Source organism: Prevotella sp. P5-50 (genome assembly GCF_002251295.1).
Lineage (GTDB): Bacteria > Bacteroidota > Bacteroidia > Bacteroidales > Bacteroidaceae > Prevotella.
The window spans coordinates 317,859-343,009 of sequence record NZ_NPJA01000019.1; the positions used below are offsets into that span (position 1 = coordinate 317,859).

A 25,151-nucleotide genomic window follows, 5' to 3' on the forward strand; every position below is an offset into this window, starting at 1 on the left:
CGCAGTGTTGATAGATGATTATTCGTTAGGTCCGATAGGAATCTCACGCTTGATGCTTTGTTCGAGCGATATCAGAGTCTCTGTAGCCACTACACCGGGGATGTCTTGCAGTTGGCCGTTGAGCAACTGCATGAGTTGTTCGTTGTCGCGGGCATAGAGTTTTACGAGCATGGTGTATGGACCTGTAGTGAAGTGACATTCCACGATTTCTGGGATATGCTGTATTCTTTCCACTACGTCCTTATACATCGAACCACGTTCCAAGGTGATTCCTACGTAGGTACAGGTGGTGTATCCCAGACTTTTGGGATTAACGTCGAAACCGCTACCCATGATGACGTGACCCTCTATGAGGTGCTGGACGCGCTGGTGGATAGCTGCACGTGATACGTTACACTCTGCCGCAACATCCTTGAAGGGTATTCGGGCATTTTTAGATAGAATATTCAGAATCTTTTTGTCGAGATTATCAATCTTGTCGTTTGCTGCCATATTTATATGGTTTTAGATATTTTACTATTTGTAAGCAAAAGTAGTTATTATTGTTGAAACAGGCAACACTTTGCTTGATAATTTATGTTTTTTTAGACAAAATATCGGTATCATGGCCTATTCATCGACCTTGATACCGATATACACTATTGTGTTGGGGTGTTTTCCCTGGTGATTATTTCACTTCGAGAAGCTCGATTTTGAAGACGAGAGCAGAGAAAGGCTTGATGTCTTCACCCTGCTGGCGCTCACCGTAAGCTTGATCCTGAGGAATGTAAACCTCCCATACAGAACCTGCAGGCATGTGGGTCAGAGCGGTTGTCCAACCTTTGATAACCTGGTTGCAACGGAAGTCTGCGGGCATGTTGCGCTTGTATGAGCTGTCGAATACCTTGCCGTCGATGGTGCGACCCTCGTAGTTAACCTTTACCATTGAGGTGTCAGCAGGAATCTTACCGGTTCCTACCTTGATAACCTTATACTGTACACCACCGGGAAGAGTTTTCACACCTTCCTTCTTGGCATTGGCTGCAAGGAATTTCTCACCAGCTGCCTTGTTAGGACCGTAGGCTTTTTCCATGGTCTTGGCCTTGATGCTCTGCATCATCTTCTGAGCAACCATCTGTGCTGAGTCGATGCTCATGAGGCCACCCTTACCAGTTGTTCCGCTGATGAAACCTGCCATGAAGTTCTTCAGAGAGATGGTCTTGGTAGAATCCTCACCGAAAAGCTCGTGGTTGATGCCCTTCATCATCTGGTTTGAAATCTGCTGGCCAATCTGAATACCTGCGTAGTAAGCGGCTTTCTTCTTGTCGTCGCCGGCATTGGCTCCTTCGTTCAAACCTTTGATAAACTCGTCCAGATAGGCGGTATCCACGTCAAGACGTGTTACGAGATAATCTTTCAGACCCTGAGTCTGTGCCATACCGATGGCGTAGCTCAGTGTGTCTACGTCGCTCTTCAGGTTAGCCTTGGGAGCGGCATTGCCGCAAGAAAGCATGGCTACTGCGGCTACAGCGAATGCTGCAATGGTAAATTTCTTCATTGTATTACTAATGTTTGTATCATTTCTGTTTGGTTTAGAGCACCTTGATGAGCTCTACATCGAAAATAAGTGCTGCAAATGGGGGAATAGCACCTGCTGCTCCACTCTCACCATATCCCAGCATATAAGGTATGAAGAAGCGGTATTTAGCTCCTTCCTGCATCAGCTGCAGACCTTCGGTCCATCCGGCAATCACCTGCTGCAAACCGAATTCTGCGGGTTCACCACGCTGTACTGATGAGTCGAAAACTGTGCCATCGATGAGAAATCCCTCATAGTGGCAGCGTACTGTGTCTTTGGCAGATGGCTTTTTACCGTTACCTTCCTTGATAACTTGATATTGCAGACCGCTGGGCAGTGTAACCACACCGTCTTTCTTTGCGTTTTCTGCCAGATATTTCTCACCTGCTTCTTTGGCAATCTTGCCTTGTGCGGCGCGCTGTTCGTTGAGTTTCTTCTCTTGTGCCATGAAGTAATCTTGCACAATTTGCTGCGCTTCGTGGTTTGGTACCTTCAGTTCGTTGCCTGCAAGCACGTCTTTGATGGCTGCTGCAAAGTCGTCAACGTTCATGTCTGTGGCACCCATCTGCTTCAGCTGCATGCCGATACCGATGCCCATAGCGTAACTTACTTTATCCATTTTTTGTTTTTATAATATTATTAATGTATCTGTTTTAAAATCGGCGCAAAGGTACACATATTTTCTGATACCGCATTATTTTTTTATGAAAAATTATAGTGTTTCATGGTTTTTCTCATATCAAGAAAAGCCATTGACGGATAGTGCTACATGGAAATAGCTGGCAGAACTATCCGTAAACGGGATTTAATGCTTGTTCAGAATCAGTTCTACGCGATTGACAATCTGCTCTGGTGCGATGTTGCGCATGCAGGCATAGTCACCTCGTAAGCATGGTTTCTGGCCGTAGATGCTACATGGACGGCACTCCAACGGTATCTGGATGGCATTCTCTGGGTTCTGATTCCAACCCATAAAACCAGTAAAAGGATGAGTGGCGCCCCATACGCTTACTACGGGTGTGGCTACCAGCGATGCCAAGTGCATATTGGCAGAATCCATGGATACCATTACTTGGAGGTGGCTCATTAAGATGAGTTCGTTGCGCAGATTATTCAAATGTTGGCTTACATACACACACTGGGGGTGGGCAGCACACCATTTTGGGAATGTTTCGTCTTCGCGCTGGCCTTTGCCAAATAAATAGATGCGAGTATCAGGATGTTTGGCAAGCAATTGCTCTACTACCTGTTCCATTAATCGAACTGGATAGATTTTGCCTTCGTGTGCGGCAAAAGGTGCAATGCCGATACACGGTTGACCGACAGTGGGACGGGGAAGACTCTCTGGCAAAAGATTCATGTCACCACCATCTTCTGAAAAAATGGAGCGGAACTGTACGTTGACGGGATAGCCCAAGCGGGCAAATACATCAGCATAGTTTTGGAATGAAGTAGGCAACTGAATCAGTTGCTTATTGCTTGAAGAGGTGATGCGACGGCGGTCTTTGCGATGTTTGTCAATGTGTGCCACTTTATAGTGGTCCAGATTGAAGCGCATGCGCAGATAACTTGACCTCAGTACGCTGTGAAGGTCGGCAATGGCTGTAAACTGTTTGGCCAACAAACGGCGGTAGAGACTGTTCAAACCAGTGATACCGCGGTATTCGCGTTTGAGGTCAGCCTCCATAAAATTGATGTTGGGTAGCAGATCATCGAACAAAGGACGTGCAAAGTTACGGCTCAATACCGTAATGCGCACATCAGGATACTGCTGTGCCAATGCATAGACGACGGGCACTGTCATGGCCACATCGCCTAATGCAGAGAATCGGATGACGAGAAGATGTTCCTTTTTCACCAATTGAATTATTTCTTGTAGAGAATAGGGTTGGTAGAAGGATCGTTGTACATCTTCATCTGGCGATATACCTTCATGTACTTGCGACCCTGCTCAATGTCTTCGAGCAACTGGTCGATGGCTGTGCTGAGATCCACCTGCTGTTCAAGAAGAACCTGCAGTTTGGCTTGACACTTCTCTACATGGGCAACGTCAGCATCCTTGCGTTCGGTCTGTTCTTGCATGTGCCAGATCTTCAAAGCCAGAATGGAAAGACGGTCAATGGCCCATGCTGGACTCTCTGTGTTCAGTCGTGCGTCGGTCAAAGGCTTGATGTCACTATACAACTTACGGAAGTAAGAGTCGATTTCCTCTACCAAATCGGTGCGGTCTTGATTGCTGTGGTCGATGCGACGCTTCAGAGCCAGTGCCTCTGTTGGGTCGATGTGTGGATCGCGGATGATATCTTCCAGATGCCACTGTACGGTATCAATCCAGCATTTCAGATACAGGCTATACTCAATAGAGTCGCGCTCGTAAGGATTAGAAATGGGCGTGTCCACATGATCTTTCAAGTGATAGTCACGAATAGCTTGCTTGAAGATTTGGTTAGCTTTTTCTGTAAATGTCATAGTCTATATTTTTTTGTTTGGTGCAAAGGTACGAATAAGTGAGTGAAATACAAAAGAAAACCTCGTTTTCTTTTGCATTTCCGAACGTGCGTACCTTGGGCGCATGGCGCCAAAGGTGTAGAATAAGTGAGTGAAATACAAAAGAAAACCTCGTTTTCTTTTGCATTTCCGAACGTGAGTACCTTGGGCGCATAGCGCCAAAGGTGTAGAATAAGTGAGTGAAATACAAAAGAAAACCTCGTTTTCTTTTGCATTTCCGAACGTGAGTACCTTGGGTGCATGGCGCCAAAGGTGTAGAATAAGTGAGTGAAATACAAAAGAAAACAGTGATTTTTTTCTCTTTTCCATCCCGATTCATTATCTTTGCATCCAATTATGAAAATAGTTGTTGACGATAAAATACCCTATATCCGCGAGAAACTCCAGATGCTGGCCGACCAAGTGGTGGCTATTCCCGGAGCAAAAATAGCGTCTGCCGATGTGAAAGATGCTGATGCACTTATAGTGAGAACTCGTACGCGATGTGATGAAAAACTGTTGGCTGGTTCGAAAGTGACTTTTGTTGCCACTGCAACCATAGGATTTGATCATATTGATGCCGATTATATGGAGCGTGCAGGCATAACATGGACCAGTTGTCCAGGATGCAATGCTGCCTCGGTCGCACAGTATCTCGAATCGTCACTTCTTTTGCTTCAACAACAGAAAGGACTTCAACTCAATAGTGCCACTATCGGTATCGTGGGATGTGGACATGTGGGACAGAAAGTGAAGAACGTAGCTGAACGCATGGGTATGCGTGTCTTGGTATGCGATCCGCCAGTGGGCTCCTCAGACTATGTGTCGTTAGACGTGATAGAGCGGGAGGCAGATGTCATCACTTTCCATGTGCCACTTACCCGCGAAGGATGTTATGCTACATGGCATATGGCAGATGAAGCGTTCTTCCAAAGGCTCTCGCGCGTACCTTATATAATTAATACAAGTCGTGGGCCTGTGGTTGATAATAACGCTCTGTTGACAGCATTGTGTGAAAAGCGAGTGCGCGATGCGGTTATCGATGTATGGGAGGGTGAACCTGATATCAATCTCCAACTCCTGAAACAGGCTTTTATTGCCACTCCACATATTGCAGGCTACTCTGCAGATGGCAAGACTAATGCTGATAACATGGTAATTCAAGCTCTTTGTCATCATTTCCATTTGCCCAATCCCGGTCGTATAGATCCTCCGTCTCTACCTGACGGTTTTCATTTCACAGGTGATCCTTTACAGCTTTACAACCCCATCAAGGATAGTGAAAAACTTAAAAACGATCCTTCGCTGTTTGAATCTTTGCGCAATAATTACCCACTTAGACGTGAAAAAATCTGAAAAAATATGCAGAAAAGGGGCTGAAAAGTGCACAGATTATAGGTGTTTGTGCAAAGAAAAGCGCTTTTTTACCGAAATTATTTGCGTAACTCAATAAAAATTAGTTACTTTGCAACCGCTAAGTGCCCTATGGGGTAGTAAGCACACAAAAAAAGAATACATTATAAACTATTTTAAAAAGAACATTATGTCAGAAATTGAAAGCAAAGTAAAGGAAATCATCGTTGACAAGCTCGGTGTTGACGAGGCAGAAGTAAAGCCCGAAGCAAGTTTCACCAACGACCTCGGCGCTGATTCTTTGGATACCGTTGAGCTCATCATGGAATTTGAGAAAGAGTTCGGTATCTCTATCCCCGACGACAAGGCTGAGAAGATTGGCACTGTAGGTGATGCTATCGCATACATCGAGGAGAACAAAAAATAAATCACATCTGTGATGGACTTTTGGGTGTTGGGTGTTGGCGTACCTTTTGGTGGCCAATGTTCAACACCCATTCAGTAATAGGACATCACTAAGACAACCAAATCTAAAATATGGAATTGAAAAGAGTAGTAGTGACTGGACTCGGTGCCGTCACGCCACTGGGCAACACTTCTGAGGAGACCTGGCAGAACATGCTGGCGGGAAAGAGTGGCGCAGCCCCCATTACCAGCTTCGATACCACAAACTTCAAAACTAAGTTTGCGTGCGAAGTGAAGAACCTTAACATCAATGATTATCTTGATCGTAAAGAGGCTCGTAAGATGGATCGTTACACACAGCTGGCTCTTATTGCTGCTAAACAGGCTGTGGAAGACAGTGCAATGGACCTTGATACCGAAGACAAAAACCGCATTGGCGTTGTTTATGGAGTAGGTATCGGTGGTATTAAGACCTTCGAGGATGAAGTGAAATACTATGGTGTTCACGAGGCTGATGGTCCTAAATTCAATCCATTCTTCATTCCGAAGATGATTGCCGATATTGCTGCCGGACAGATTTCTATTATGTACGGTTTCCACGGACCAAACTATATCACTGCTTCGGCTTGTGCTTCTTCAAGCAATGCATTGGCTGATGCTTTCAACCTTATCCGTTTGGGCAAGGCCAACATTATCGTAAGTGGTGGTGCTGAGGCTGCTATCTGTGCAACAGGTGTTGGTGGTTTCAATGCGATGCACGCTCTGTCAACTCGCAACGATGAACCTGAAAAGGCAAGCCGTCCGTTCAGCGCAAGTCGCGATGGATTCATCATGGCTGAAGGTGCTGGTTGCTTGATTCTTGAAGAGCTCGAGCATGCTAAGGCACGTGGTGCTAAGATTTATGCAGAAATGGTTGGTGCAGGAATGAGCGCCGATGCTCACCATATCACCGCCTCTCATCCAGAGGGTCTCGGTGCATGCCTCGTGATGCGCAACGCATTGGAGGATGCTGGCTTGAATCCTGAAGATATCGATTATATCAACGTACACGGAACATCTACCCACGTAGGTGATATCTCTGAAGCCAAGGCTATCAAGGAAGTGTTTGGCGATGCTGCTTATAAGCTCAACATCAGCAGTACCAAGTCGATGACTGGTCACCTCCTTGGTGCAGCAGGTGCTGTAGAGGCTATGGCTACCGTATTGGCTGTCAAGAACGACATCGTTCCTCCCACTATCAACCATGAGGAAGGCGATAACGATGAAGAGATTGACTACAACCTCAACTTCACCTTCAACAAAGCACAGAAGCGCGAAGTGCGTGCCGGACTGAGCAATACCTTCGGTTTTGGTGGTCACAACGCTTGTGTAGTGTTCAAGAAGTATGCTGAATAATTATAATTTCATAGATAGAATAAGGCTCCCTTTCCGCAAGGAGAAGGAGCTTTATTCTTCTTTATACAAAATTCTAGGATTTTATCCTCGCAACATACAGCTCTATAAGCAGGCTCTTCTACACAAGAGTCTGCGTCGCCGAAATGAGAAAGGACGTCCTTTGAATAATGAGCGCCTCGAATTTTTGGGTGATGCCATACTTGATGCTGTGGTGGGCGATATCGTATTTCGTCATTTTGAAGGCAAGCGCGAGGGATTTCTTACTAATACTCGCTCTAAACTCGTACAGCGCGAAACACTCGGACGATTGGCCAAAGAGATGGGTATCACTCGGCTGATCACTACGTCTGACCGCTCTACAGTTCATAACAGTTACATGGGGGGAAACGCTTTCGAGGCCCTTGTCGGTGCGATTTATCTCGACCGCGGCTATGAAGCCTGCATGCGTTTCATGCAGAAGCGTATCCTCAACCAGATTATCAACATCGATAAAGTGGCCTATAAGGAGGTCAATTTCAAGTCGAAACTGTTGGAATGGAGTCAGAAAAACCGTGTGCGGCTGGAGTTTAAACAAGTGGAACAGACGAAAGACGAGAACAGCAGTCCTGTCTTTGTCTATCAGGTGATACTTGAAGGTGTAGAAGGTTGTGCGGGTAAAGGATACAGTAAAAAAGAGAGTCAGCAGAATGCCTGCAAGGATACGCTACAGCGTTTGCGTCGCGAGCCACAATTCATAGACAGCGTGTTTGCTGCAAAGACGGAACGTACAAAGATGGAGGAGGAACCGATACTCTCTGTACCTGATCCAGAAGCAGATCAGCGTGATTTTATTGTGGAGCAGCCTCAAACTACAGAAAGAGATTTTCCTCGTCCACAGAAATCGCTGCAGAAGAATGTATCGGCTAATGATAACCAGTCGGCAGACCGTCATGATATGGACTTTTCACTTGATGATATTACGGCAACACCACGGGCAAAGAGCCGTGAGGAGATTATTGCCGAAGCAGAGGAAGCTGCCTTTGCCGAATAAGTGATACTGATATCTGACAAAGCCCAGCTTCAAATTATTTGAAGCTGGGCTTTGTCAATTTGTATAGAAGTGGTGTGTATGTCATCTGCTAGATGTTATTGGGCTCTTTAGCCCTTATCGTCAAACGACAAAATGGAATAGTCTGTAGGCTTTACCGATTGTTGCCACACCATGCGAATAACTGATATTATTGTTTTTTTCGATCATCGTCAATCAGTTGTAATAGGCGTTCTACGGCTTCAGCCTCAGGGATATTCTTTGCTACACACTCTTTTTGTCGGTAGAGTGATATCTTTCCACGTCCTGCACCCACATAGCCATAATCGGCATCTGCCATTTCGCCAGGACCATTGACGATACATCCCATGATGCCAATCTTTAGTCCTACCAGATGACTGGTTGCTGCTTTAATGCGGGCAATGGTGTCTTGTAGATTGTAGAGTGTGCGTCCGCAACCCGGACAAGAGATGTATTCTGTCTTGGTAAACTTAATGCGTGCAGCCTGCAGAATAGCATCTGCCAGACCTACGAGACGTTCTGCTGAGAAGTGGGGATTGTTGATGACAAGTTGATGAGCTTTACGGTCGATGAGTAAGGCTCCTGTTGCCATGGCGACTTTGAGTTGCATGGTCTGCCAATCTTCATCATCCAAGGTGATGGTGATGGTATCATCGGCGATGGAAGCCTCGGCTTTCTCACGCAGAATAGCACATGCTTCGATGTTATCTACAAGTTGGCGTGCTACAGGAATTTCACATTCTGGTTCTTCGCTGAGTGATACACGGATGGTGTCGCCAATGCCCTCTGTCAGCAAGGCACCAATACCTACGGCACTCTTGATGCGTCCGTCTTCGCCTTCTCCAGCTTCGGTAACACCGAGATGCAGTGGATAGTGCATGTCTTCATGGTCCATGGTTTCCACCAAGAGGCGTACCGTAGTAACCATGACCACAGTATTGCTGGCTTTGATGGATATGACCACATCGTTGAAGTTCTCACGTTTGCAGATGCGCAGAAACTCCATGCAACTTTCTACGATACCTGCGGGAGTGTCGCCATAGCGCGACATGATGCGATCGCTGAGCGAACCATGGTTTACTCCTATGCGTACGGCAGTATGGTGCTCTTTACAGATATTGAGGAACGGCACTAGTTTGGCTTCTATTTTTTTTAGTTCATCGGCATATTCTGCATCGGTATATTCGAGATGTTTGAAGACTCTGCCAGGGTCAACATAGTTGCCGGGATTGATGCGAACTTTCTCGCAGTAGCATGCTGCCACATCGGCTACACGGGCTGTGAAATGTACATCAGCTACCAATGGAGCTGTATAGCCATCGGCTTTCAGCCGTTGAGATATGTTTTTCATATTCTCGGCTTCACGTGTTCCCTGTGTAGTGAAGCGCACCAACTCACCTCCTGCATCGATGATGCGTTTGGCTTGTGCCACGCAACCTTCGGTATCGTTGGTGTCTTTGGTGGCCATCGACTGGATGCGGATAGGGTTATCGCCTCCGATGCCGAGCTGTCCTACGTGGGCAATGGATGATACTCTTCGTTTGTAACTCATCTTCTTATGGATTGGTGAAGCAGTGCTTCAGTTGGTTTTATATTCGTATTTCACTTCGGCCAAATCGCGGTTGGCTTTCTCAATCTTGGCTTTCAGTCCAGTCTTATAGTCTGCTAGGCGCTTGGCAATGGCTTCATCGGAGAGTGCAAGCATTTCTACAGCTAAGATAGCTGCGTTCTGTGCACCGTTGACACCTACTGTTGCTACAGGGATTCCTGGGGGCATCTGTATGATGGAGAGCATGGCATCGAGTCCGTCGAGCATACCTTTGATGGGCACTCCGATAACGGGGAGTGTGGTTGATGCTGCGATGACGCCCGGTAGTGCAGCCGCCATTCCGGCAGCTGCGATAATCACTTTCAGACCGCGCTCCTTAGCCCCTGCAGCAAATGCCTCTACTGCGTCAGGGGTACGGTGTGCCGACAGCGCATTGACCTCAAAGGGAATTTGCATCTCGTCGAGTAGTTTACATGCTTTTTCCATAACGGGCAAATCGCTTGTGCTGCCCATGATGATGCTGACAATTGGTTTCATAATCGTATTTGTATGTCTTGTTGTTGTTAAACGATGTTGTTGTCTGTATGTTATAATCTATTGTGATTCGTTAGATGAAGAGAATGATGATGGCTGCTACGAAGAAGCCAATCCAGAATCCTCCTACTATCTGTCCGAGAGAGTGCTGTCGTAATATCATGCGACAGGTGCCCACGATTCCTCCGACAAGGAATACCAGGCAGAGCCACCATATGGGATTGAATGCCAGATATTCGGCAAAGGCAAATAGTGCACCGCCTACGGCTCCGATTGCTGCCGAGTGGGTAGATATCTTCCATACTACATTGATAAGCGCACATATCATCTGTACGCAGAGTGCTGCCAAAAGGATGGAACCGATGAAATGTGGCATGTGAAGCCGAAGGAAGAGATAGTAACAAGCGAAATAGCTGGCTATCGATAGAGCATAGGGCACCATGCGCCGTTCACGTTGGCCTAGTTCGATGAGTGTCCATCCTTGGTATTTGCGGTAGAGTCGAATGGATATGGTTGGCATCAGAATCGTGAAGAAATAGACCATTGCCAGTACCTGCAATTTGTAGGCAGTAGGGAAGATGCTCATGAAACTGAAGGTGAAAAGTACAAGCATGCCTACGATGGGCAAATAGAATGGTGTGAAGAATAGGCTTACCGCACGTGCAGCGATGATGAGGCGCTTTTCGTTTTTCATTTTTTCTCCTCCTTTCTCAGTCGTGCTATAGGCAGTCCAAGTTGTTCGCGGTATTTTGCCACGGTACGTCGTGCTATGGGGTAGCCCTTCTTTGCGAGCAGTTTGCAGAGTGCATCATCGCTCAGTGGTTGCTGTTTATCCTCGCTGTTTATGAGGTCGTGCAGAATCATCTTAAGTTGCCGAGTGGAGAGTTGGTCACCTTCAGCAGTGGTATAGCTTTCGGTGAAGAAGTGGCGAAGGGGGAAAGTGCCCCATCGTGTTTGTGCATATTTACCGTTGCAGGCTCTGGAGATGGTGGTGAGGTTGAGACCTGTCTTTTCCGCAATATCCTTGAGAATCATAGGTCGTAGCAGTGCCTCGTCGCCTTCTTCGAAATAGCGATGCTGCCATTGTATAATGGCATTCATAGTCATGGTGAGTGTGCGGCGTCTGCTCTTGATAGCTTCTATGAAACTATGAGCGGCATTCACTTTCTTTTTAGTATAGAGCAGCGCTTCCTTCATTTGGCGGCTCATATTTTCTTTGTTGGTCTGATATTGATTGAGTGTTTCGGAAAACGATGGTGATACATGCAGTTCTGGCAATTCTCCAGTATTGAGTTGGAAGGTCACGGTACCGTCGTCCTGTGTATCGATGATGAAATCGGGTGTGATTTGTTGGAGTGAACGCCCTACGGCTTCGCCCATTGATGCACCAGGTTTGGGGTTGAGTTTGCGCATCTCTGCCATGAGTGTATCGACTTGCATCTCTGTCAATTGCAAGCTTTGTCTGATTTGTTGCCAGTGCTTCTTGGTAAAATCTTCGAAGTGGTTGTTGACCACTTGTTCCATTAGAGTGGTCAGCCGCGATGGTTCACGTCTTTTGATTTGTAAGAGCAGACATTCTTGCAATGAGCGTGCACCAATACCAGCGGGGTCAAAGTCTTGGAGCATCTCCAAGAGCTTTTGCAATTCGTGTTCATTGGTATCAATGTTGTGGTAGATAGCCAGTTCGTCGGCTATGCTATCGAGCGTTTTTCTCAGTAGTCCGTCTTCGTCGAGTGAGCCAATGATGTATTCCATGATATATCGTTGGCGTTCATCAAGTGGCAAGAGCCCCACTTGTTCCTTGAGCTGATCATAGAAAGAGAGAGTTTCGCCATAGACCATCTCTTCGCGTTCCTCGTCATAAGATGGTCCGCTGTGATATACGGGAAGGTCTTCATCATCGCGTCCAATGCGTTCTAAAGCGGCATCGAGCGCATCGTTCCGCTCTTCGCGCTCGTTGCGTTGTTCGTAGTCTTCGTTGGTATCAGTATCGGTGTCTGATGGTTCATCGTCGTGCCAATCGTTCTCTTCATCGGTGCCCGATGATTCCAGCGCAGGATTATCGTCCATTTCAGTGCGTATGCGTTCCATGAGTTGCGCCATAGGCATCTCTGTGAGTTGCGCTTGGAGCAACTGTTGCTGTGTGATGCTCTGGGTTTGCCGGAGCGATTGTGACAGTTGTTGTTCTTGTGTCTGTTCTTGTTTCATCGGTAATACGCCTTGAGTTGTTCGGCCAGCGTAGCCAGTTGTTCGGTATCGCTATTGCCGTATCTCTGCCATATATCCTGACAAGCAGGGAAGATGGGACTAAAGAGCATCTCATTTCTATTGAGATAGGGGTCGCAGTGTTGATATACTTCCATGATGTCAGCAATCTTTGCTGCAGACATGTGCATTAGTCGGGCCAGGTCTTGTATTTCTGGAGTTTCTGGAACCATGGTGATGGGTGTCAGTCTGAAATACTGGTCGAGAATGATGATGAGTGTGACAGGCATCAGTTGACTATCACCTTCAATGGGTCTGAAATCGTGTTCAAACGACTCTTGCAGTTCCACCCCTTCGTAGAATTCGCCACTATTGCCGAATCCTGCCATTCGTCTCAGCAACTTTACTGCTCGGTTCAGACGTTGTGGGTTGTTGGCATAGTGTTGCCATAGTTGTTGGATACGGGGCGTGTCGAGGCTTTCCAGTTGCTTCATCTTCTGATGGAGTGTTTGTGGCGGAACGTGTAGTTCGAGGCTGAGATCCACCATAGCCTTGCAGTACAGGGGTTTGAGCCCTGCCGGCTTCTTTTGGTATAGTTGTATGAGCAACACCCAGCAGTCGTCTTTCCAGTTCTGATTCTTTGCCATGGTCTTATAGCTTTTGCTTTTTGTGCAAAGTTAGCGAATAATGGTGAAAGTGCAAAATAATCGGTTCGCAATTTGGTTATTTCCGTGATATTATTCACCTTCGCGATATTAGTTAATTACAAATCGGTCATTTCTTTATCAAAGAACCGATTGGCGGATAAATAAAAAAGGGGAACCCCGATAGGAGTTCCCCTTGATATATGACTTGTATAGTCTGATTATTTCTTAGGTTCGAAATAGAATGCACCACCCATTTGTGGCTTGTTGTTGAACAATGTTTTGTAACCGATAACGGTAATTTCGTCACCGAGTTTCTTGCCAAGGTCGCTGAAGTGCTTTCTTGAGTCCGCAGGAGTATTCTCCCAACCAGTCTGCACACCGTAGATGTAGGCAGCACCAGTTTCATCAACCAAGTCGAAGTTACCATAGGTCTTCAGTTCGGTCTTGTTGCCGTTGCCTGCAGTGGTAATTGTACCCGTCAGCATGTAGTAAGTCTGCTTGTCGTCTTTCAGTTTTACGAAATCAGCAGCAGAAATCTTTGTTACCGTAGCACCAATCACCTCCTCCTTCGTGTCTTGCGTCGTTACCTTACCGCTAAGGGCGGAGGTAGTGATCTGAGCCATGATGGTGAGTGTTGAAGTCAACACTCATAACCATCAGAAGAAGTAGTTTTTTGTTATACTTGTTGTTTGTTATATAAATCCGTGGCAAATTTACTTAAAAAAATACAAATAAATGTTACATCAATGTTAAAATTGCATTTTTTATGCAATTTTTTGACGTGTACCCATGCGTGCTTCAACTACGTTGACCACATAGTCGCCTAATTTCTCACATTCGTTGATGATATCCATATAGATGGTGCCCACGGCATAGGTGTATGCATGGTTGTTCACGTCGTTGATGTTTTGCGATTTCAACTGATTGCGGTAATTATTGATTTCGTTCTCGATGTTGAACGAACGGTTGACATCGTACGATACTTTTCTGCCAGCCATTAGCGCATTCATCTGCGTCAGGGCTTGGTCTGTGAGTTCCATCATTTGGAAAATGTGCTCATACTGCTTTTGATTGAAGTGGTCTTGCTTGCCCTGATATTTGCGAGAGATGGTGCGTGCAATGTTGTAGCAAGCGTCGCCGATACTTTCAATCTCTGATATTTCGCGCAGCATCGCACGGATTTTAGCTTTGGTATCGTCAGAGAGATGAGCGTCCGACACTTCATCGAGGTATTGTGCAATTTCCAATTCCATGTTGTCGGATATTCCTTCATACTTCTCTATACGCGAGTACATCTTATTAAATGTCTTCTCGTCTTTCTCCACCAACAGTTCTTTGACCAAACCGAACATGCGCTGTATGCGGATGGCAAACTGCTGTATCTCCTTTTGAGCCTCCAATACCGAGAGCTCCGGAGTCTTCATGAAGCCAGCAGTAATGAAGTGCAGACGGAAGTCCTCCTCTTCATCCACTTTCTTAGGCTTGATCACCCAGCATACGAAGCGTTCGATTTGTGGGATAAACCAGATGAGGATAGCGGTATTGACAACATTGAAGCAGGTGTGGAAGGCAGCCAGCACAAAACTGAGTCTGGCGGAATTGGCAAGAAAAGCCTTGGCTGTGGTAGTGGCGCGGTCCATATCCACATTGTAGCCAACGAGTCCGCAGACCATATCGACGAAAGGACGGAATACGAAGAGTATCCATATCACACCGAAGACGTTGAAGAACATGTGTGCAAGTGCTGCACGCCGCGCCTGTGTGTTGGCAGACATGGCAGCCAAGTTTGAGGTGACTGTGGTACCGATGTTCTCACCCATGACGAGTGCGATACCCTGGTAGATGGGCAATACTCCGCTCGAACAGAGAATCATGGTGATAGCCATGACAGCAGCCGACGACTGTACACAGAAGGTAAGCACACCTCCAAGGAGCAGGAAGATGAGTGTGGTGCTGAATGCGTTGGGATCGAACGATGCGAAGAAGTCGAGCACGGCTTGGTTTTCTCCGAGGTGCATGTCTATACCGGTCTGTCGGAGTGTGCCGAGACCGAGGAACATGAAGGCAATACCAAACACGAAGTCGCCTATGAAGCGCTTTTTCTTCGAATAGATGAGGATAATGGCGAAAAAGAAAGCCGGATAGACGAAGTCGGTGATATTAAAAGAAAACCCTGCCGACATAATCCACGCCGTCAGGGTTGTTCCAATATTAGCACCCATAATAACTGAGATAGCCTGTGCCAAAGTCAGCAGACCAGCGTTTACAAACGAAACGGTCATCACAGTTGTAGCGGTGCTCGACTGTACACTTGCCGTGACAAGCATACCAGTGGTCATACCCATAAAACGATTGGTGGTCATGGCACCGAGGACATGTCGCAATTGCGGTCCTGCCATTTTTTGGAGCGCCTCACTCATTGATTTCATACCGAACATCAGCAGGGCAAGTGATCCCAAAAGCTTGAAAAGAATCCAAATTGACATACTTGGAAGTTTAAAAAGTTTAAATTCTTATTGTTTTCTAAATATATTCACTAACTTTGTCCACGACTAATGCAAACAATATGCCTATGGAACAAATGGTTCAAATCCGTTGCAAAAATAATAAAAAAATATTAAATGTAAGCATCGGAAGTACACTTTCTGATATTTTTTCTTTTTCGGGCCTTACCATGGAGTACGGTCCGATAAGTGCACGTGTTAACAATAAGATAGAGGGAATGCACTATCGCGTGTATAATTGTAAGGATGTGGAGTTTCTCAGTCTCCGCCATCCTTCTGCGCTAAGAGCATATACTCGCAGTTTGTTTTTTGTGCTTTGTAAGGCTGTCCACGACCTTTACGGCACGGGACATGTGGTTATCAATGTGCCTGTGAGCAATGGCTACCATTGCGATTTGCATATCGGGCATCAGGTGACCGACGCTGATGTGGCTGCTATTAGAAAGCGCATGCAGGAGATTGTGGCTGCTGCCATCCCCATTCATCGCCATCAGGCAACAACCGAAGATGCCATCCGCATGTTTCGTGAGATGGGAACCGTATCGAAGGTGAAGCTCCTTGAAGGGTTGGGATCGCTCTATACCACCTATTATGAGATAGATGGCTATGCGGATTATTACTATGGCTCGATGCTCACCAATACCGGGCAACTGACACTTTTCGGCGTCGAACCGTATTTCGGCGGAATCCTTCTGCGCGTGCCGTCACCACAAGATCCGTCACGCTTGGGCGAACTGGTGCGTCAGGACAAGATGTTCGACATCTTTATGGAGCACCACCATTGGCAGGACATCCTCGGCATCAGTACCATTGGCGACCTGAACAAAGCGGTGGAAGAGGGGAAGTCGAACGGACTCATCCAACTGAGCGAGGCGCTGCAAGAGAAGAAGATAGCGCAGATAGCCGATGAGATTGCCAAACGGAAGAATGTGAAGATGGTGCTCATAGCCGGTCCCTCATCGAGCGGTAAGACCACCACCTGCAAGCGCCTTTCGGTACAACTGGCGGTCAACGGCATCCATCCCATTGGCATTTCGCTCGACGATTACTTCGTGAACCGCGAACAGACACCGCGCGATGAGACTGGCGACTACGACTACGAACATCTGCATGCACTCAACATTCCTTTGCTCAATGAGCAGATGAATGCCCTGTTCAGAGGCGAAGAAGTGGAACTGCCACGCTATAATTTCCAGATGGGCAGAAGTGAAAAAAGCGGTCGTCGCCTACGACTTCAGGGCAACGAGGTACTTGTCTTGGAAGGAATCCATGCGCTCAATCCCGAACTGACAGCATCTATCCCCAACGATCAGATATTCCGTGTCTATGCTTCGGCATTGACCACCATCCTGCTCGACACGCACAATTATATACCGACTACCGACAACCGCCTGTTGCGCCGTATCGTTCGCGACTATAAATACCGTGGGGTATCGGCATGCGACACCATCCGTCGTTGGCCTTCGGTACGCCGGGGTGAGAACCGCTGGATATTCCCTTATCAGGAAAATGCCGATGCCATGTTCAATTCTGCCATGCTTTTCGAACTGGCAGTACTGAAGAATCAGGCGTTGCCCTTGTTGGAACAGGTGCCTGAAAACTGCGAAGAGTATGCCGAGGCATATAGATTGATGAAGTTTCTGCGCTACATCCACACCATCAAGGAAGACCAGATACCGCCCACATCGCTACTTCGCGAGTTTCTTGGCGGCAGTTCGTTTGAATACTGATGCATCATTCCCAGCGGGTAGGATAGCGTACCAGCTGACATACAGAAAATTTAGTTTTCAGAAATATTTCGACCACACGACCACCACTATGATGTAATCCTTTGAGAGATATGGCATTATGGTGGTGGTCGATGGCTTAATTGCTGCGTTTTCGACCACCCATCGACCACCAATATGAGTAAGACACATCCCGAACGCATCCCGAAGCCATATACTCTCTTTTTCTATACAATATTGGGCAAAAGGTCTTGTTGATGTTTGAAAGAAATGCCATTCAACAGTCGGTCATCCACAGCGAATCGTCCTACTTATATAATAATGTACGCGTGCGTAAGATAATAAGGAAAGGAATTATGGCCTTCCTCTTAGGGCCTTGTTGCCCTGTCAAGTATGACACAAAGGAAATGAGCATGGTCTTTCAATCCAAAGAAACTATTGAAAACAACGAAAAAAGGTGAAAAATAGACGAAAAAAACAGCAGATGTGTTTCGTTTTTGAATATCATTTACTACCTTTGCATAAGATAACCTAAACACCTGTCAGATTATGAAAAAGTTAATCCTTGCCCTACTAGTTGCTTGCAGCACACTCACAACGGTCGCACAAAACCTGCGACAAACCGTAGAAAACGGTGTACAGACCAGCATCCGACAGTCAGAAAACCATCTCTGGCGAGAGGCTTTTGCCACATGCAGAGCTCTCGATGCCATGCTTGGAGCCGGCAATCCCGATTTGCATTATCTTGTCAGCAACGAACGCTTCCGCCTCTACACCCGTCTGAACAAGTCGGCAGAACGTAAAGCTCAAATGGCGCTGATGGAAAACTATGCGCGTGCCAGCAAGAAAAAAGATGTCATTGAAGACATGCTCATGAAGAAGGCTGCCTTTGCACGTACTACTGGCAACGCACCTTTGGCTACTGTATGCTATAAGGAGATCTTCACCATGAATGCAAAAGGCAAGGATGATAACGGCAAGGAAAAGTGCTTCAAAGACCTTATTGCCAAAGCCAAACAAGACAATAACGACTTGATGGCGGGCATCATCAACAAGATGTATGACGAATGGACCGACTCTATTGCAGGCATCAGAGCTGTCAACGAACTGAAAACTGTCAAAGCACAATACGCTGAAGCACAGGACGAAATAAGCACCAAGGCTACTACCATTACTGCGCAATGGGCGTTTATCGTCATCCTTATAGTTATTGGTGTAGGACTGGCTGCCGGTCTTCTCTTCTTCCTCTTTGTCATGTTCAAAAACGTCAGAGAAATCAAGCGCTTGAAGACCAGCCTCGATTTGGCAAATAGCAATAACGAGCAGAAAAACAAGTTCCTCAATAATATCAGCGCACAAATCCGCCCGTCACTCGATGCCATGGAGCAAGGCGATACCAAACGACAGGTCAAGGCTTTGCAAAACTATATCGCACACATAGAAAACTATATGATGCTTGAGCAGACTCGCGAGGAACACTACGAACTCACCAGTCACAATATGGGACAGTTCTGCGAGAAAGTCACCCAAGAGGTAAAGGCTATGGTCAAATCTACTACCGAAGTGACTTGTACTGCCCAACCCATCTCTTTCGCTACTAACGAGGACGCTTTGCGCACCATATTGCTCAATATCGTAGAAGAGGTGGTAAAGGCCGATGGCGTGGAGCGCATCAACCTTGAGTTTAAGAAGCGCAACCCCCATACCGGTAATTTCTTGGTAACGGCTGTGGGTATGACCTTGCCCGAAGAGAAGCGCGAAACACTTTTCCAGGCATTCTCCGAGATTGCCGATCTGACTGAAGACGACGGACTTACCTTCCCCACTTGCAGTCTGATGGCGTATAAACTCAACGGTCATCTCCGTCTCGACGACGAGTTCCGTCATGGCATCCGCTTTGTTGTGGAACTGAAAGACAAATAAGCATCTGCATCGTAAGATATCAGTAAAGGTGGAGTCTCCGTACGAGACTCCACCTTTAATTTACGCTAAGGCGCAATCCTACTATGTGCGGGATATTGCCCGATATTTTGCCAAGGCGTTTCCAAACCTTTGGCAAAAGTATTGTCCAATGTTTGGCAAAGGTGTTTTTCCAATGTTTGGCATAAGTATTACCTAACGTTTGACAAAACGTAATGTCTAACGTTTGAAAAAGGTCTTTTCAACGTTTGATAAAGATGTTATCCAACGTTTGATAAAAAGATTATCAAGGTTTGGAAAAACGATGATAAACGATTGTATTTTATAAGGGAAATAGGATTACGCTTTACTTTGTCCTTTCAGGACGTTAGTTAATTGTTTATGTTTGGTATCCTCAGGGCGTTGCACGGGTGGTCGAAGTGTGGTCGAAAACGCCGTTGTAAGATTTTCGACCACCCATTTAACCGTATATCTTACAACGTGTTATGACATATCGGTGGTCGAGTGGTCGATTTTTACGACATCGCGTGTGCGTGCGTACACGTGTATGTACGCACGCAAACCTTATATATTAGATTCATTCATCTCAGATGAACTGTCGTTTCTGCTGATAGCAGCAATCCGTTTACTGGATGAATCCTATTTCGATGACCTGATCAACAGCTGTAGGCACAGCATCGAGCGTGAGTATCACACCGCCTTGACACTTCTGCATCTTCACCGCCTTACGACTGACAAAATCTACAGCCTTCTTCATCTGTTTATTGCCAGTGGGCAGATAGAGCACCTTGTCTTGCAGGTTGAGGATATGCACAAACAGTCGGTTGTCCTTCTGTGTGGTCACTCCCCAGTCGTGAGGTGCAACAAATCCACCGCGTGTGCCATAGATAGTTTCGCCATATACCTTCATCCAGTCGCCCATCTCCTTCAGACGTTCCACCGCAACAGCGGGCAGACAACCATCAGGTTGCGGACCGATATTCATGAGCAGATTGGCATTTTTGCCTGCTGCCTTCACCAGATATTGAATGAGTGTATGGGTCGATTTGTAGTTCTGGTCGGTAATCTTGTAGCCCCACATGCCGTTCATTGTCTCGCATGTTTCAAGTGGCAACTGCGAAATAGACTGTCCGGAGAGTCCGGCAGAGTTTTCGCCAGGCAGGTCGCGCTCAAACATTTGGAAGTCTTCGCCAGGGAATGGAGTCACGTGATGGTTGTTGCCGATGAGGCATGCAGGCTGCAAACTGTGGATGAGTGCATACTGTTCGGGCAGTTGCCAGTCAAATGATGGATTGATGTCTTGATCCCACCAACCGTCAAACCAGATGGCTCCTACCTTGCCATAGTTGGTGAGCAGTTCGGTGAGTTGGTTGTTCATAAACTTATAGTACGACTTCCAATTTTGTTTGTCCTTGGGTCGTCCTGTGCCGTGTCCGGTACGTCCCAGCGGAGCATCCTCACGTTGCCAGTCGATGTGTGAATAGTAGAAGTGGATGTCAATACCCTGTCGGTGACATTCGTCAGCAAGTTCTTTCACGATGTCACGCTTAAAGGGTGTAGCCTTCACGACATTATAGTCAGAGTATTTGGTGTCAAACATGGAGAAGCCTTCGTGATGGCGGGTGGTGAAGCAAATATATTTGGCACCTGATGCCTTGATCTGCTCTACCCACTCTTTGGCATTGAAGCGAGAGGGATAGAAGCCGCCTGCGAGTTTGGCATATTCCTTGTAGTTTAAGTCTGCGTTGTGCATGGTCCATTCTCCTGTGGCAAGCATGGCATAGAGTCCCCAGTGGAGGAAGATGCCGAATTTCTCGTCTTGAAAATGTTTGCGTGCCTCAAGGTTCTCCTTGGTAGGTACGTAGTCTGCCGACTGTTGCAATGTCTGTTGTGCCATTGTCGATGTCAATGCCAGCGTCAGCATGACGGTTGTGAATAGTTTTTTCATCATCAAGTTTTTTAGTTGTTATGCTCCACCGTTCTGCTTGGTCAACGGCATATTTCTATTGTGTGATAATTGCTTGGGTTTTCAAATCCCTATAGGCATGATTTATATCCCTCGCTCAGCCCAGTCACCTCTGTCGAGGTTGCGGTAACCGATGGCTTCAGCGATGTGTTGTTGCTGCACTTGCGCCGATCCTTCAAGGTCGGCAATGGTGCGTGCCACCTTGAGAATTCTGCTATATGCTCGTGCAGAGAGTTTCAATCGCTCCATGCCATTTAGCACTACGCCTACGATGATTTATCAAGGACATAGGTGAATGGCCATTGTTTATGTTCACGATGCAAAGATAACACTTTTTGTTTAATTAGTCGAGCCTTTTTGATTAGAATTGCTCCATTGTGCATAGACTCTATACATTCCCACATGGGCCAGGTGAATTTCTGATAGACAGAATCTAAGGAATGTATTTCAACGAGGTTGAGTCCGATAACATGTTTTTTGAGGTCTGTATTGCGGTATTGCTTCTTTACGACAGCATAGGCGCGTCCCATATCCTCAAAAATGTAGGGCGCAACGTCGGCGAAAGGTTCCGATTCAAGACCATCCATAGTGATAATATAACACTCGGGAACCACATCATTATATGTGAACCCCCACCAGTATGCCACTATCTTCGAACAGATAAATAGGTGATGCGGCCTTATTCTTAAAAAAAACAGCAATTTTGTTGATAAAAAACTTGCAAATGCGAAATATTATCATTAACTTTGTAGCATCAAAATACGAGAAGAATGGAAAGTACGGAGATTATAAAGAACGCAGGCCTAAAAATCACTCCGCAACGTAAAGTGGTTTATGAGGTTATGATGGAATTGCGTCATGCTGCGATTGATGAAATAATCAAGTGTGTGCAATCCAAAGATAATGAGATAACCATCTCAACCATCTATCGCATTCTTGATTCGTTTTGCAAGGCTAATCTGTTGTCACTTGTGTTCCATCCCGAAGAGGGGAAAATCTATTATGATTTAAGTTTCGGGAGTTAGTTGGCACTATAAATTAAGGCACAAAAAAAGCACAGGATTTCTTGCGTATATCGCATAAAATGATAATGCCGAAGGTGCAATGTTTACCATAATGAACGTGATAAAGGGAGTTAAAATGAACGAGCATACACTGTTCGGACGCAAGAGCAGGTGCAACAGCGTGTATCCGCTGCTGTATGTATTCCAGTTTTTGTTTTCTGGGCAAAAGCCAATGATTTACTACTATGTAAATTATCAGTGAATATCGTTTTTTATAACTTTGTCATGTCTATTACCTAAAATTTATAAATATGAGAAAGAACAACGAATTTTTCAGAACAAAGTTCCTTAGACTGTCCACATGTTTTTTAGTGTCAGTAGCCTCTGTGTCAAGCCTCCTTTTGTCCGCTTCGTGCAGCGATGATGACAATGTTCCACCCGATGTGACCAAAAAGAATCCCACTACTTTTATAAAAGATGCAGAAAAAGTGGCCATGTTGCGCTCCATGAAAGATGTGGATGGCAGCGGAAGGTTGTATGAAATCAATTATACGGCCGACTATAAACTTGATGACGTGTTAAAGTCTGGTTTCACAGAAACCAACCAACTCTTCAACTATGTAGCCTATCTACTTTACGACAGCCTCCCCGGCAAAAAGGCACAGGTTTCGTTCGATGCCGGATGCAGTGCCTTTGCAGTACCCGACAGGCAAAGCGGTAATTTCTTGATGGGGCGCAACTACGACTTCTGTCATGCCACAGAAGACGGCAAAGGCTACAAGTCGATAGCGGCTATCATAGTTCACACGGCTCCTGAGGGTGGAAAGAAATCAATCTCCATGGTGGATGGCATGCAATTAGGTTTTGGCCAGGGATTTTATACCGATGGCAAGAGCGACCTCTCCCCGCTGATGGGATTGCCCTACGCTGCCCTTGACGGCATTAACGAAGACGGATTCGCCATTGGTGTCCTGGCGCTGAGAGAGAATCAGACGAAACAGAATGACAAAAACAAGCCGCGCATAGGTACAACGACAGCCATACGTATGCTGCTCGACCGTGCATCCACCGTCAAGGAAGCCCTGGCAATGCTTGCAGGCTATAATATGGACATGCAGGGCAGTGGACGCAGCAACTACCACTATTTCATGGCCGATGCCACAGGAGACTATGCCATCGTGGAATACACTCTTGAAAAGGGCGAAACTATACCTACTGTAATGGAAAAGTTCACCGGCAATGACACCCTGCGCTGCGTCACCAACTTCTATGTCTCACCCACGATGGTGGGTACAAACGATGGATGGGGATCCCTGCATGGCAAGGAACGCTATTGGACGTTAAGAAACTGTCTCGCGCGCAACAACTACTGTCTTGATTCCAAACAAGCCATGTCCCTGCTACAAGACGTCTCACAGCCAGCGGACTTGAAAAATATCACATCACAGACTCAATGGTCGTGCCTCTACAACCTCAGCGAAAAGACACTTCGTCTGGCCATCCTGCGAGAATATGGGAAAATCTACAACTTTAAGGTAGAATAGTCCTGGTATGAAAACAATGTTTGGTAAAATGCTACGACTGAGAAAAGTCAAAACCATACTATGGGCAGCACCGATGTTGATTTGCTCGTTGCTCCTCAACATGGGATGCTCAGATGATGATGATGATTCCATGGGAGGACAAGGGGGACAGGAGATGACAGATACGACGGCCATTTCCCTGACTTATCACCACTTTATTGCTTCTGACGATGTCATTATCCTGGATGCCGACACTACACGGATTTCTGTCAGCAAGGCTTTAGCCGACAAGTTGGGCATCACTCATTTTGCCGGTCGGCCGCTGGCCGTATGGCAGAAGGTGAACTGTCTGCCATATATCAGGCGCGCCACTTCTGAGCGCCTGGAGGACAACCGCTATATCCTGACCGTTGACGAGAGTGCATCACTGGCCGACGTGTTGCCAGAGGATGCGGAATTCAATTTTGATACGAAGTTGCATGTCAACCACCAGGCCACGAAATCACGGACTAGCGCCGGAGGTTCTAATCTCGTAGAGGATATATCCTCACGGTATATGGAAGGCGACACCATTCATCCTGCGGTGATTCTCTATACCGACCAGGGAGGAGCAGGGGAAGACGTGCAGGTGGAGGACGATATCCTTCTGGACGGCAATGCTTTTAATAAAACCGACGGCAATGAGGGCTATGACTCTGGCGCGAATCGTTTCGCACGATTCACCGGGAGCCATCTGCGAGAGTTGTGCGAAAGGCACGGCTTGTATCTCGCAATGGATGTCTATTCGGTCTAAGAAAAGAGGAGCCGCTGATTGTCCCACTTTTTGGCTCGCTCCATGCCATCTAGCACTACGCCTACGATGATTTATCAAGGACATAGGTGAATGGCCATTGTTTATGTTCACGATGCAAAGATAACACTTTTTGTTTAATTAGTCGAGCCTTTTTGATTAGAATTGCTCCATTGTGCATAGACTCTATACATTCCCACATGGGCCAGGTGAATTTCTGATAGACAGAATCTAAGGAATGTATTTCGACGAGGTTGAGTCCGATAACATGTTTTTTGAGGTCTGTATTGCGGTATTGCTTCTTTACGACAGCATAGGCGCGTCCCATATCCTCAAAAATGTAGGGCAACGTCGGCGAAAGGTTCCGATTCAAGACCATCCATAGTGATAATATAACACTCGGAAACCACATCATTATATGTGAACCCCCACCAGTATGCCACTATCTTCGAACAGATAAATAGGTAATGCGGCTTTATTCTTAAAAAAATATAATTTTGTTGGTAAAAATTTGCAAATGCGAAATATTTTCATTA

The 25,151-nt window shown here is 46.3% G+C and carries 23 protein-coding genes and 1 pseudogene; 9 read left to right on the forward strand and 15 right to left on the reverse strand.

Going from position 1 to position 25,151, the window contains the following annotated elements:
- Nucleotides 1-18: 18 nt before the first annotated feature.
- From CIK88_RS05035 to CIK88_RS05055, 5 genes are all read right to left on the reverse strand, one after another.
- Complete coding sequence (locus tag CIK88_RS05035; RefSeq protein WP_094390981.1) at nt 19-492, reverse strand: Lrp/AsnC family transcriptional regulator; 474 nt, start codon at nt 490-492, stop codon at nt 19-21.
- 175 nt (nt 493-667) lie between these two features.
- On the reverse strand, nt 668-1,537 hold the full coding sequence (locus CIK88_RS05040; RefSeq protein ID WP_094390980.1) for an FKBP-type peptidyl-prolyl cis-trans isomerase: 870 nt from the start codon (nt 1,535-1,537) through the stop codon (nt 668-670).
- A gap of 34 nt (nt 1,538-1,571) precedes the next feature.
- Nucleotides 1,572-2,177 (reverse strand): FKBP-type peptidyl-prolyl cis-trans isomerase, encoded by a 606-nt coding sequence (locus CIK88_RS05045; RefSeq protein ID WP_094390979.1) that lies wholly within the window; start codon nt 2,175-2,177, stop codon nt 1,572-1,574.
- A gap of 186 nt (nt 2,178-2,363) precedes the next feature.
- Nucleotides 2,364-3,416 carry a glycosyltransferase family 9 protein gene (locus tag CIK88_RS05050; RefSeq protein WP_094435054.1) on the reverse strand — a complete coding sequence of 351 codons (1,053 nt, stop codon included), beginning with the start codon at nt 3,414-3,416 and terminating at the stop codon, nt 2,364-2,366.
- A gap of 8 nt (nt 3,417-3,424) precedes the next feature.
- The gene (locus CIK88_RS05055) at nt 3,425-4,027 is read right to left on the reverse strand and encodes a DUF4254 domain-containing protein (protein WP_094390978.1); all 603 of its coding nucleotides are present in this window, start codon (nt 4,025-4,027) and stop codon (nt 3,425-3,427) included.
- A 375-nt stretch (nt 4,028-4,402) separates the two neighbouring features.
- On the opposite strand from CIK88_RS05055, the gene CIK88_RS05065 reads away from it, so the two are divergent.
- The 4 genes from CIK88_RS05065 to rnc all read left to right on the forward strand — a co-directional run bounded on the left by CIK88_RS05065 (nt 4,403) and on the right by rnc (nt 8,228).
- Nucleotides 4,403-5,401 carry an NAD(P)-dependent oxidoreductase gene (locus CIK88_RS05065; protein ID WP_094434953.1) on the forward strand — a complete coding sequence of 333 codons (999 nt, stop codon included), beginning with the start codon at nt 4,403-4,405 and terminating at the stop codon, nt 5,399-5,401.
- A 187-nt stretch (nt 5,402-5,588) separates the two neighbouring features.
- Nucleotides 5,589-5,825 carry an acyl carrier protein gene (locus CIK88_RS05070; protein ID WP_094390976.1) on the forward strand — a complete coding sequence of 79 codons (237 nt, stop codon included), beginning with the start codon at nt 5,589-5,591 and terminating at the stop codon, nt 5,823-5,825.
- Between the two features lie 110 nt (nt 5,826-5,935).
- Entirely contained in the window at nt 5,936-7,198 is a 1,263-nt protein-coding gene (gene fabF / locus CIK88_RS05075; RefSeq protein WP_094390975.1) for a beta-ketoacyl-ACP synthase II, read from the forward strand.
- Entirely contained in the window at nt 7,188-8,228 is a 1,041-nt protein-coding gene (gene rnc, locus CIK88_RS05080; RefSeq protein ID WP_094434955.1) for a ribonuclease III, read from the forward strand. The genes fabF and rnc overlap by 11 nt, the downstream gene beginning before the upstream one ends.
- A 187-nt stretch (nt 8,229-8,415) precedes the next feature.
- On the opposite strand, the gene ispG is transcribed toward rnc, so the two are convergent.
- The 7 genes from ispG to CIK88_RS05115 all read right to left on the reverse strand — a co-directional run bounded on the left by ispG (nt 8,416) and on the right by CIK88_RS05115 (nt 15,667).
- Nucleotides 8,416-9,798 (reverse strand): (E)-4-hydroxy-3-methylbut-2-enyl-diphosphate synthase, encoded by a 1,383-nt coding sequence (gene ispG, locus CIK88_RS05085; RefSeq protein WP_094434957.1) that lies wholly within the window; start codon nt 9,796-9,798, stop codon nt 8,416-8,418.
- 27 nt (nt 9,799-9,825) lie between these two features.
- Nucleotides 9,826-10,332, reverse strand: a complete 507-nt coding sequence (gene purE, locus CIK88_RS05090; RefSeq protein ID WP_094434959.1) for a 5-(carboxyamino)imidazole ribonucleotide mutase — start codon at nt 10,330-10,332, stop codon at nt 9,826-9,828.
- 70 nt (nt 10,333-10,402) lie between these two features.
- Nucleotides 10,403-11,023 carry a phosphatase PAP2 family protein gene (locus CIK88_RS05095; RefSeq protein ID WP_094390971.1) on the reverse strand — a complete coding sequence of 207 codons (621 nt, stop codon included), beginning with the start codon at nt 11,021-11,023 and terminating at the stop codon, nt 10,403-10,405.
- A complete protein-coding gene (gene rpoN, locus CIK88_RS05100; protein ID WP_094434961.1) occupies nt 11,020-12,537 on the reverse strand; it encodes an RNA polymerase factor sigma-54 in 1,518 nt (505 codons plus the stop codon). Before rpoN ends, CIK88_RS05095 begins: the two co-directional genes overlap by 4 nt.
- Nucleotides 12,534-13,181 (reverse strand): hypothetical protein, encoded by a 648-nt coding sequence (locus tag CIK88_RS05105; protein ID WP_094434963.1) that lies wholly within the window; start codon nt 13,179-13,181, stop codon nt 12,534-12,536. The genes rpoN and CIK88_RS05105 overlap by 4 nt, the downstream gene beginning before the upstream one ends.
- 218 nt (nt 13,182-13,399) lie before the next feature.
- The gene (locus CIK88_RS05110) at nt 13,400-13,804 is read right to left on the reverse strand and encodes a hypothetical protein (RefSeq protein ID WP_094434965.1); all 405 of its coding nucleotides are present in this window, start codon (nt 13,802-13,804) and stop codon (nt 13,400-13,402) included.
- Nucleotides 13,805-13,945: 141 nt separating this feature from the next.
- Nucleotides 13,946-15,667, reverse strand: coding sequence for a Na/Pi cotransporter family protein (locus CIK88_RS05115; RefSeq protein WP_094434967.1), 1,722 nt, complete (start codon nt 15,665-15,667; stop codon nt 13,946-13,948).
- Between the two features lie 86 nt (nt 15,668-15,753).
- Between CIK88_RS05115 and CIK88_RS05120 the strand changes: the two genes are divergently transcribed.
- Together CIK88_RS05120 and CIK88_RS05130 are read left to right on the forward strand one after the other, a co-directional pair.
- Nucleotides 15,754-17,415, forward strand: coding sequence for a nucleoside kinase (locus CIK88_RS05120; protein WP_094435056.1), 1,662 nt, complete (start codon nt 15,754-15,756; stop codon nt 17,413-17,415).
- Between the two features lie 546 nt (nt 17,416-17,961).
- Nucleotides 17,962-19,335, forward strand: a complete 1,374-nt coding sequence (locus tag CIK88_RS05130; RefSeq protein WP_094390965.1) for an ATP-binding protein — start codon at nt 17,962-17,964, stop codon at nt 19,333-19,335.
- Between the two features lie 622 nt (nt 19,336-19,957).
- Here the strand turns inward: CIK88_RS05130 and CIK88_RS05135 are convergent.
- The 3 genes and pseudogenes from CIK88_RS05135 to CIK88_RS05145 form a co-directional block, all read right to left on the reverse strand.
- On the reverse strand, nt 19,958-21,280 hold the full coding sequence (locus CIK88_RS05135) for an alpha-L-fucosidase (protein WP_094435058.1): 1,323 nt from the start codon (nt 21,278-21,280) through the stop codon (nt 19,958-19,960).
- A gap of 102 nt (nt 21,281-21,382) precedes the next feature.
- Nucleotides 21,383-21,550, reverse strand: a pseudogene (locus CIK88_RS05140) (magnesium chelatase); the annotation flags it as partial.
- 14 nt (nt 21,551-21,564) lie between these two features.
- Entirely contained in the window at nt 21,565-21,885 is a 321-nt protein-coding gene (locus CIK88_RS05145; RefSeq protein WP_144269578.1) for a hypothetical protein, read from the reverse strand.
- Nucleotides 21,886-22,068: 183 nt separating this feature from the next.
- Between CIK88_RS05145 and CIK88_RS05150 the strand changes: the two genes are divergently transcribed.
- The 3 genes from CIK88_RS05150 (at nt 22,069) to CIK88_RS05160 (ending at nt 24,618) form a co-directional block, all read left to right on the forward strand.
- A complete protein-coding gene (locus CIK88_RS05150) occupies nt 22,069-22,323 on the forward strand; it encodes a Fur family transcriptional regulator (RefSeq protein WP_254046851.1) in 255 nt (84 codons plus the stop codon).
- A 290-nt stretch (nt 22,324-22,613) separates the two neighbouring features.
- On the forward strand, nt 22,614-23,846 hold the full coding sequence (locus CIK88_RS05155) for a C45 family peptidase (RefSeq protein WP_094434973.1): 1,233 nt from the start codon (nt 22,614-22,616) through the stop codon (nt 23,844-23,846).
- A gap of 7 nt (nt 23,847-23,853) precedes the next feature.
- On the forward strand, nt 23,854-24,618 hold the full coding sequence (locus tag CIK88_RS05160) for a hypothetical protein (protein WP_144269579.1): 765 nt from the start codon (nt 23,854-23,856) through the stop codon (nt 24,616-24,618).
- Nucleotides 24,619-25,151 lie beyond the last annotated feature (533 nt).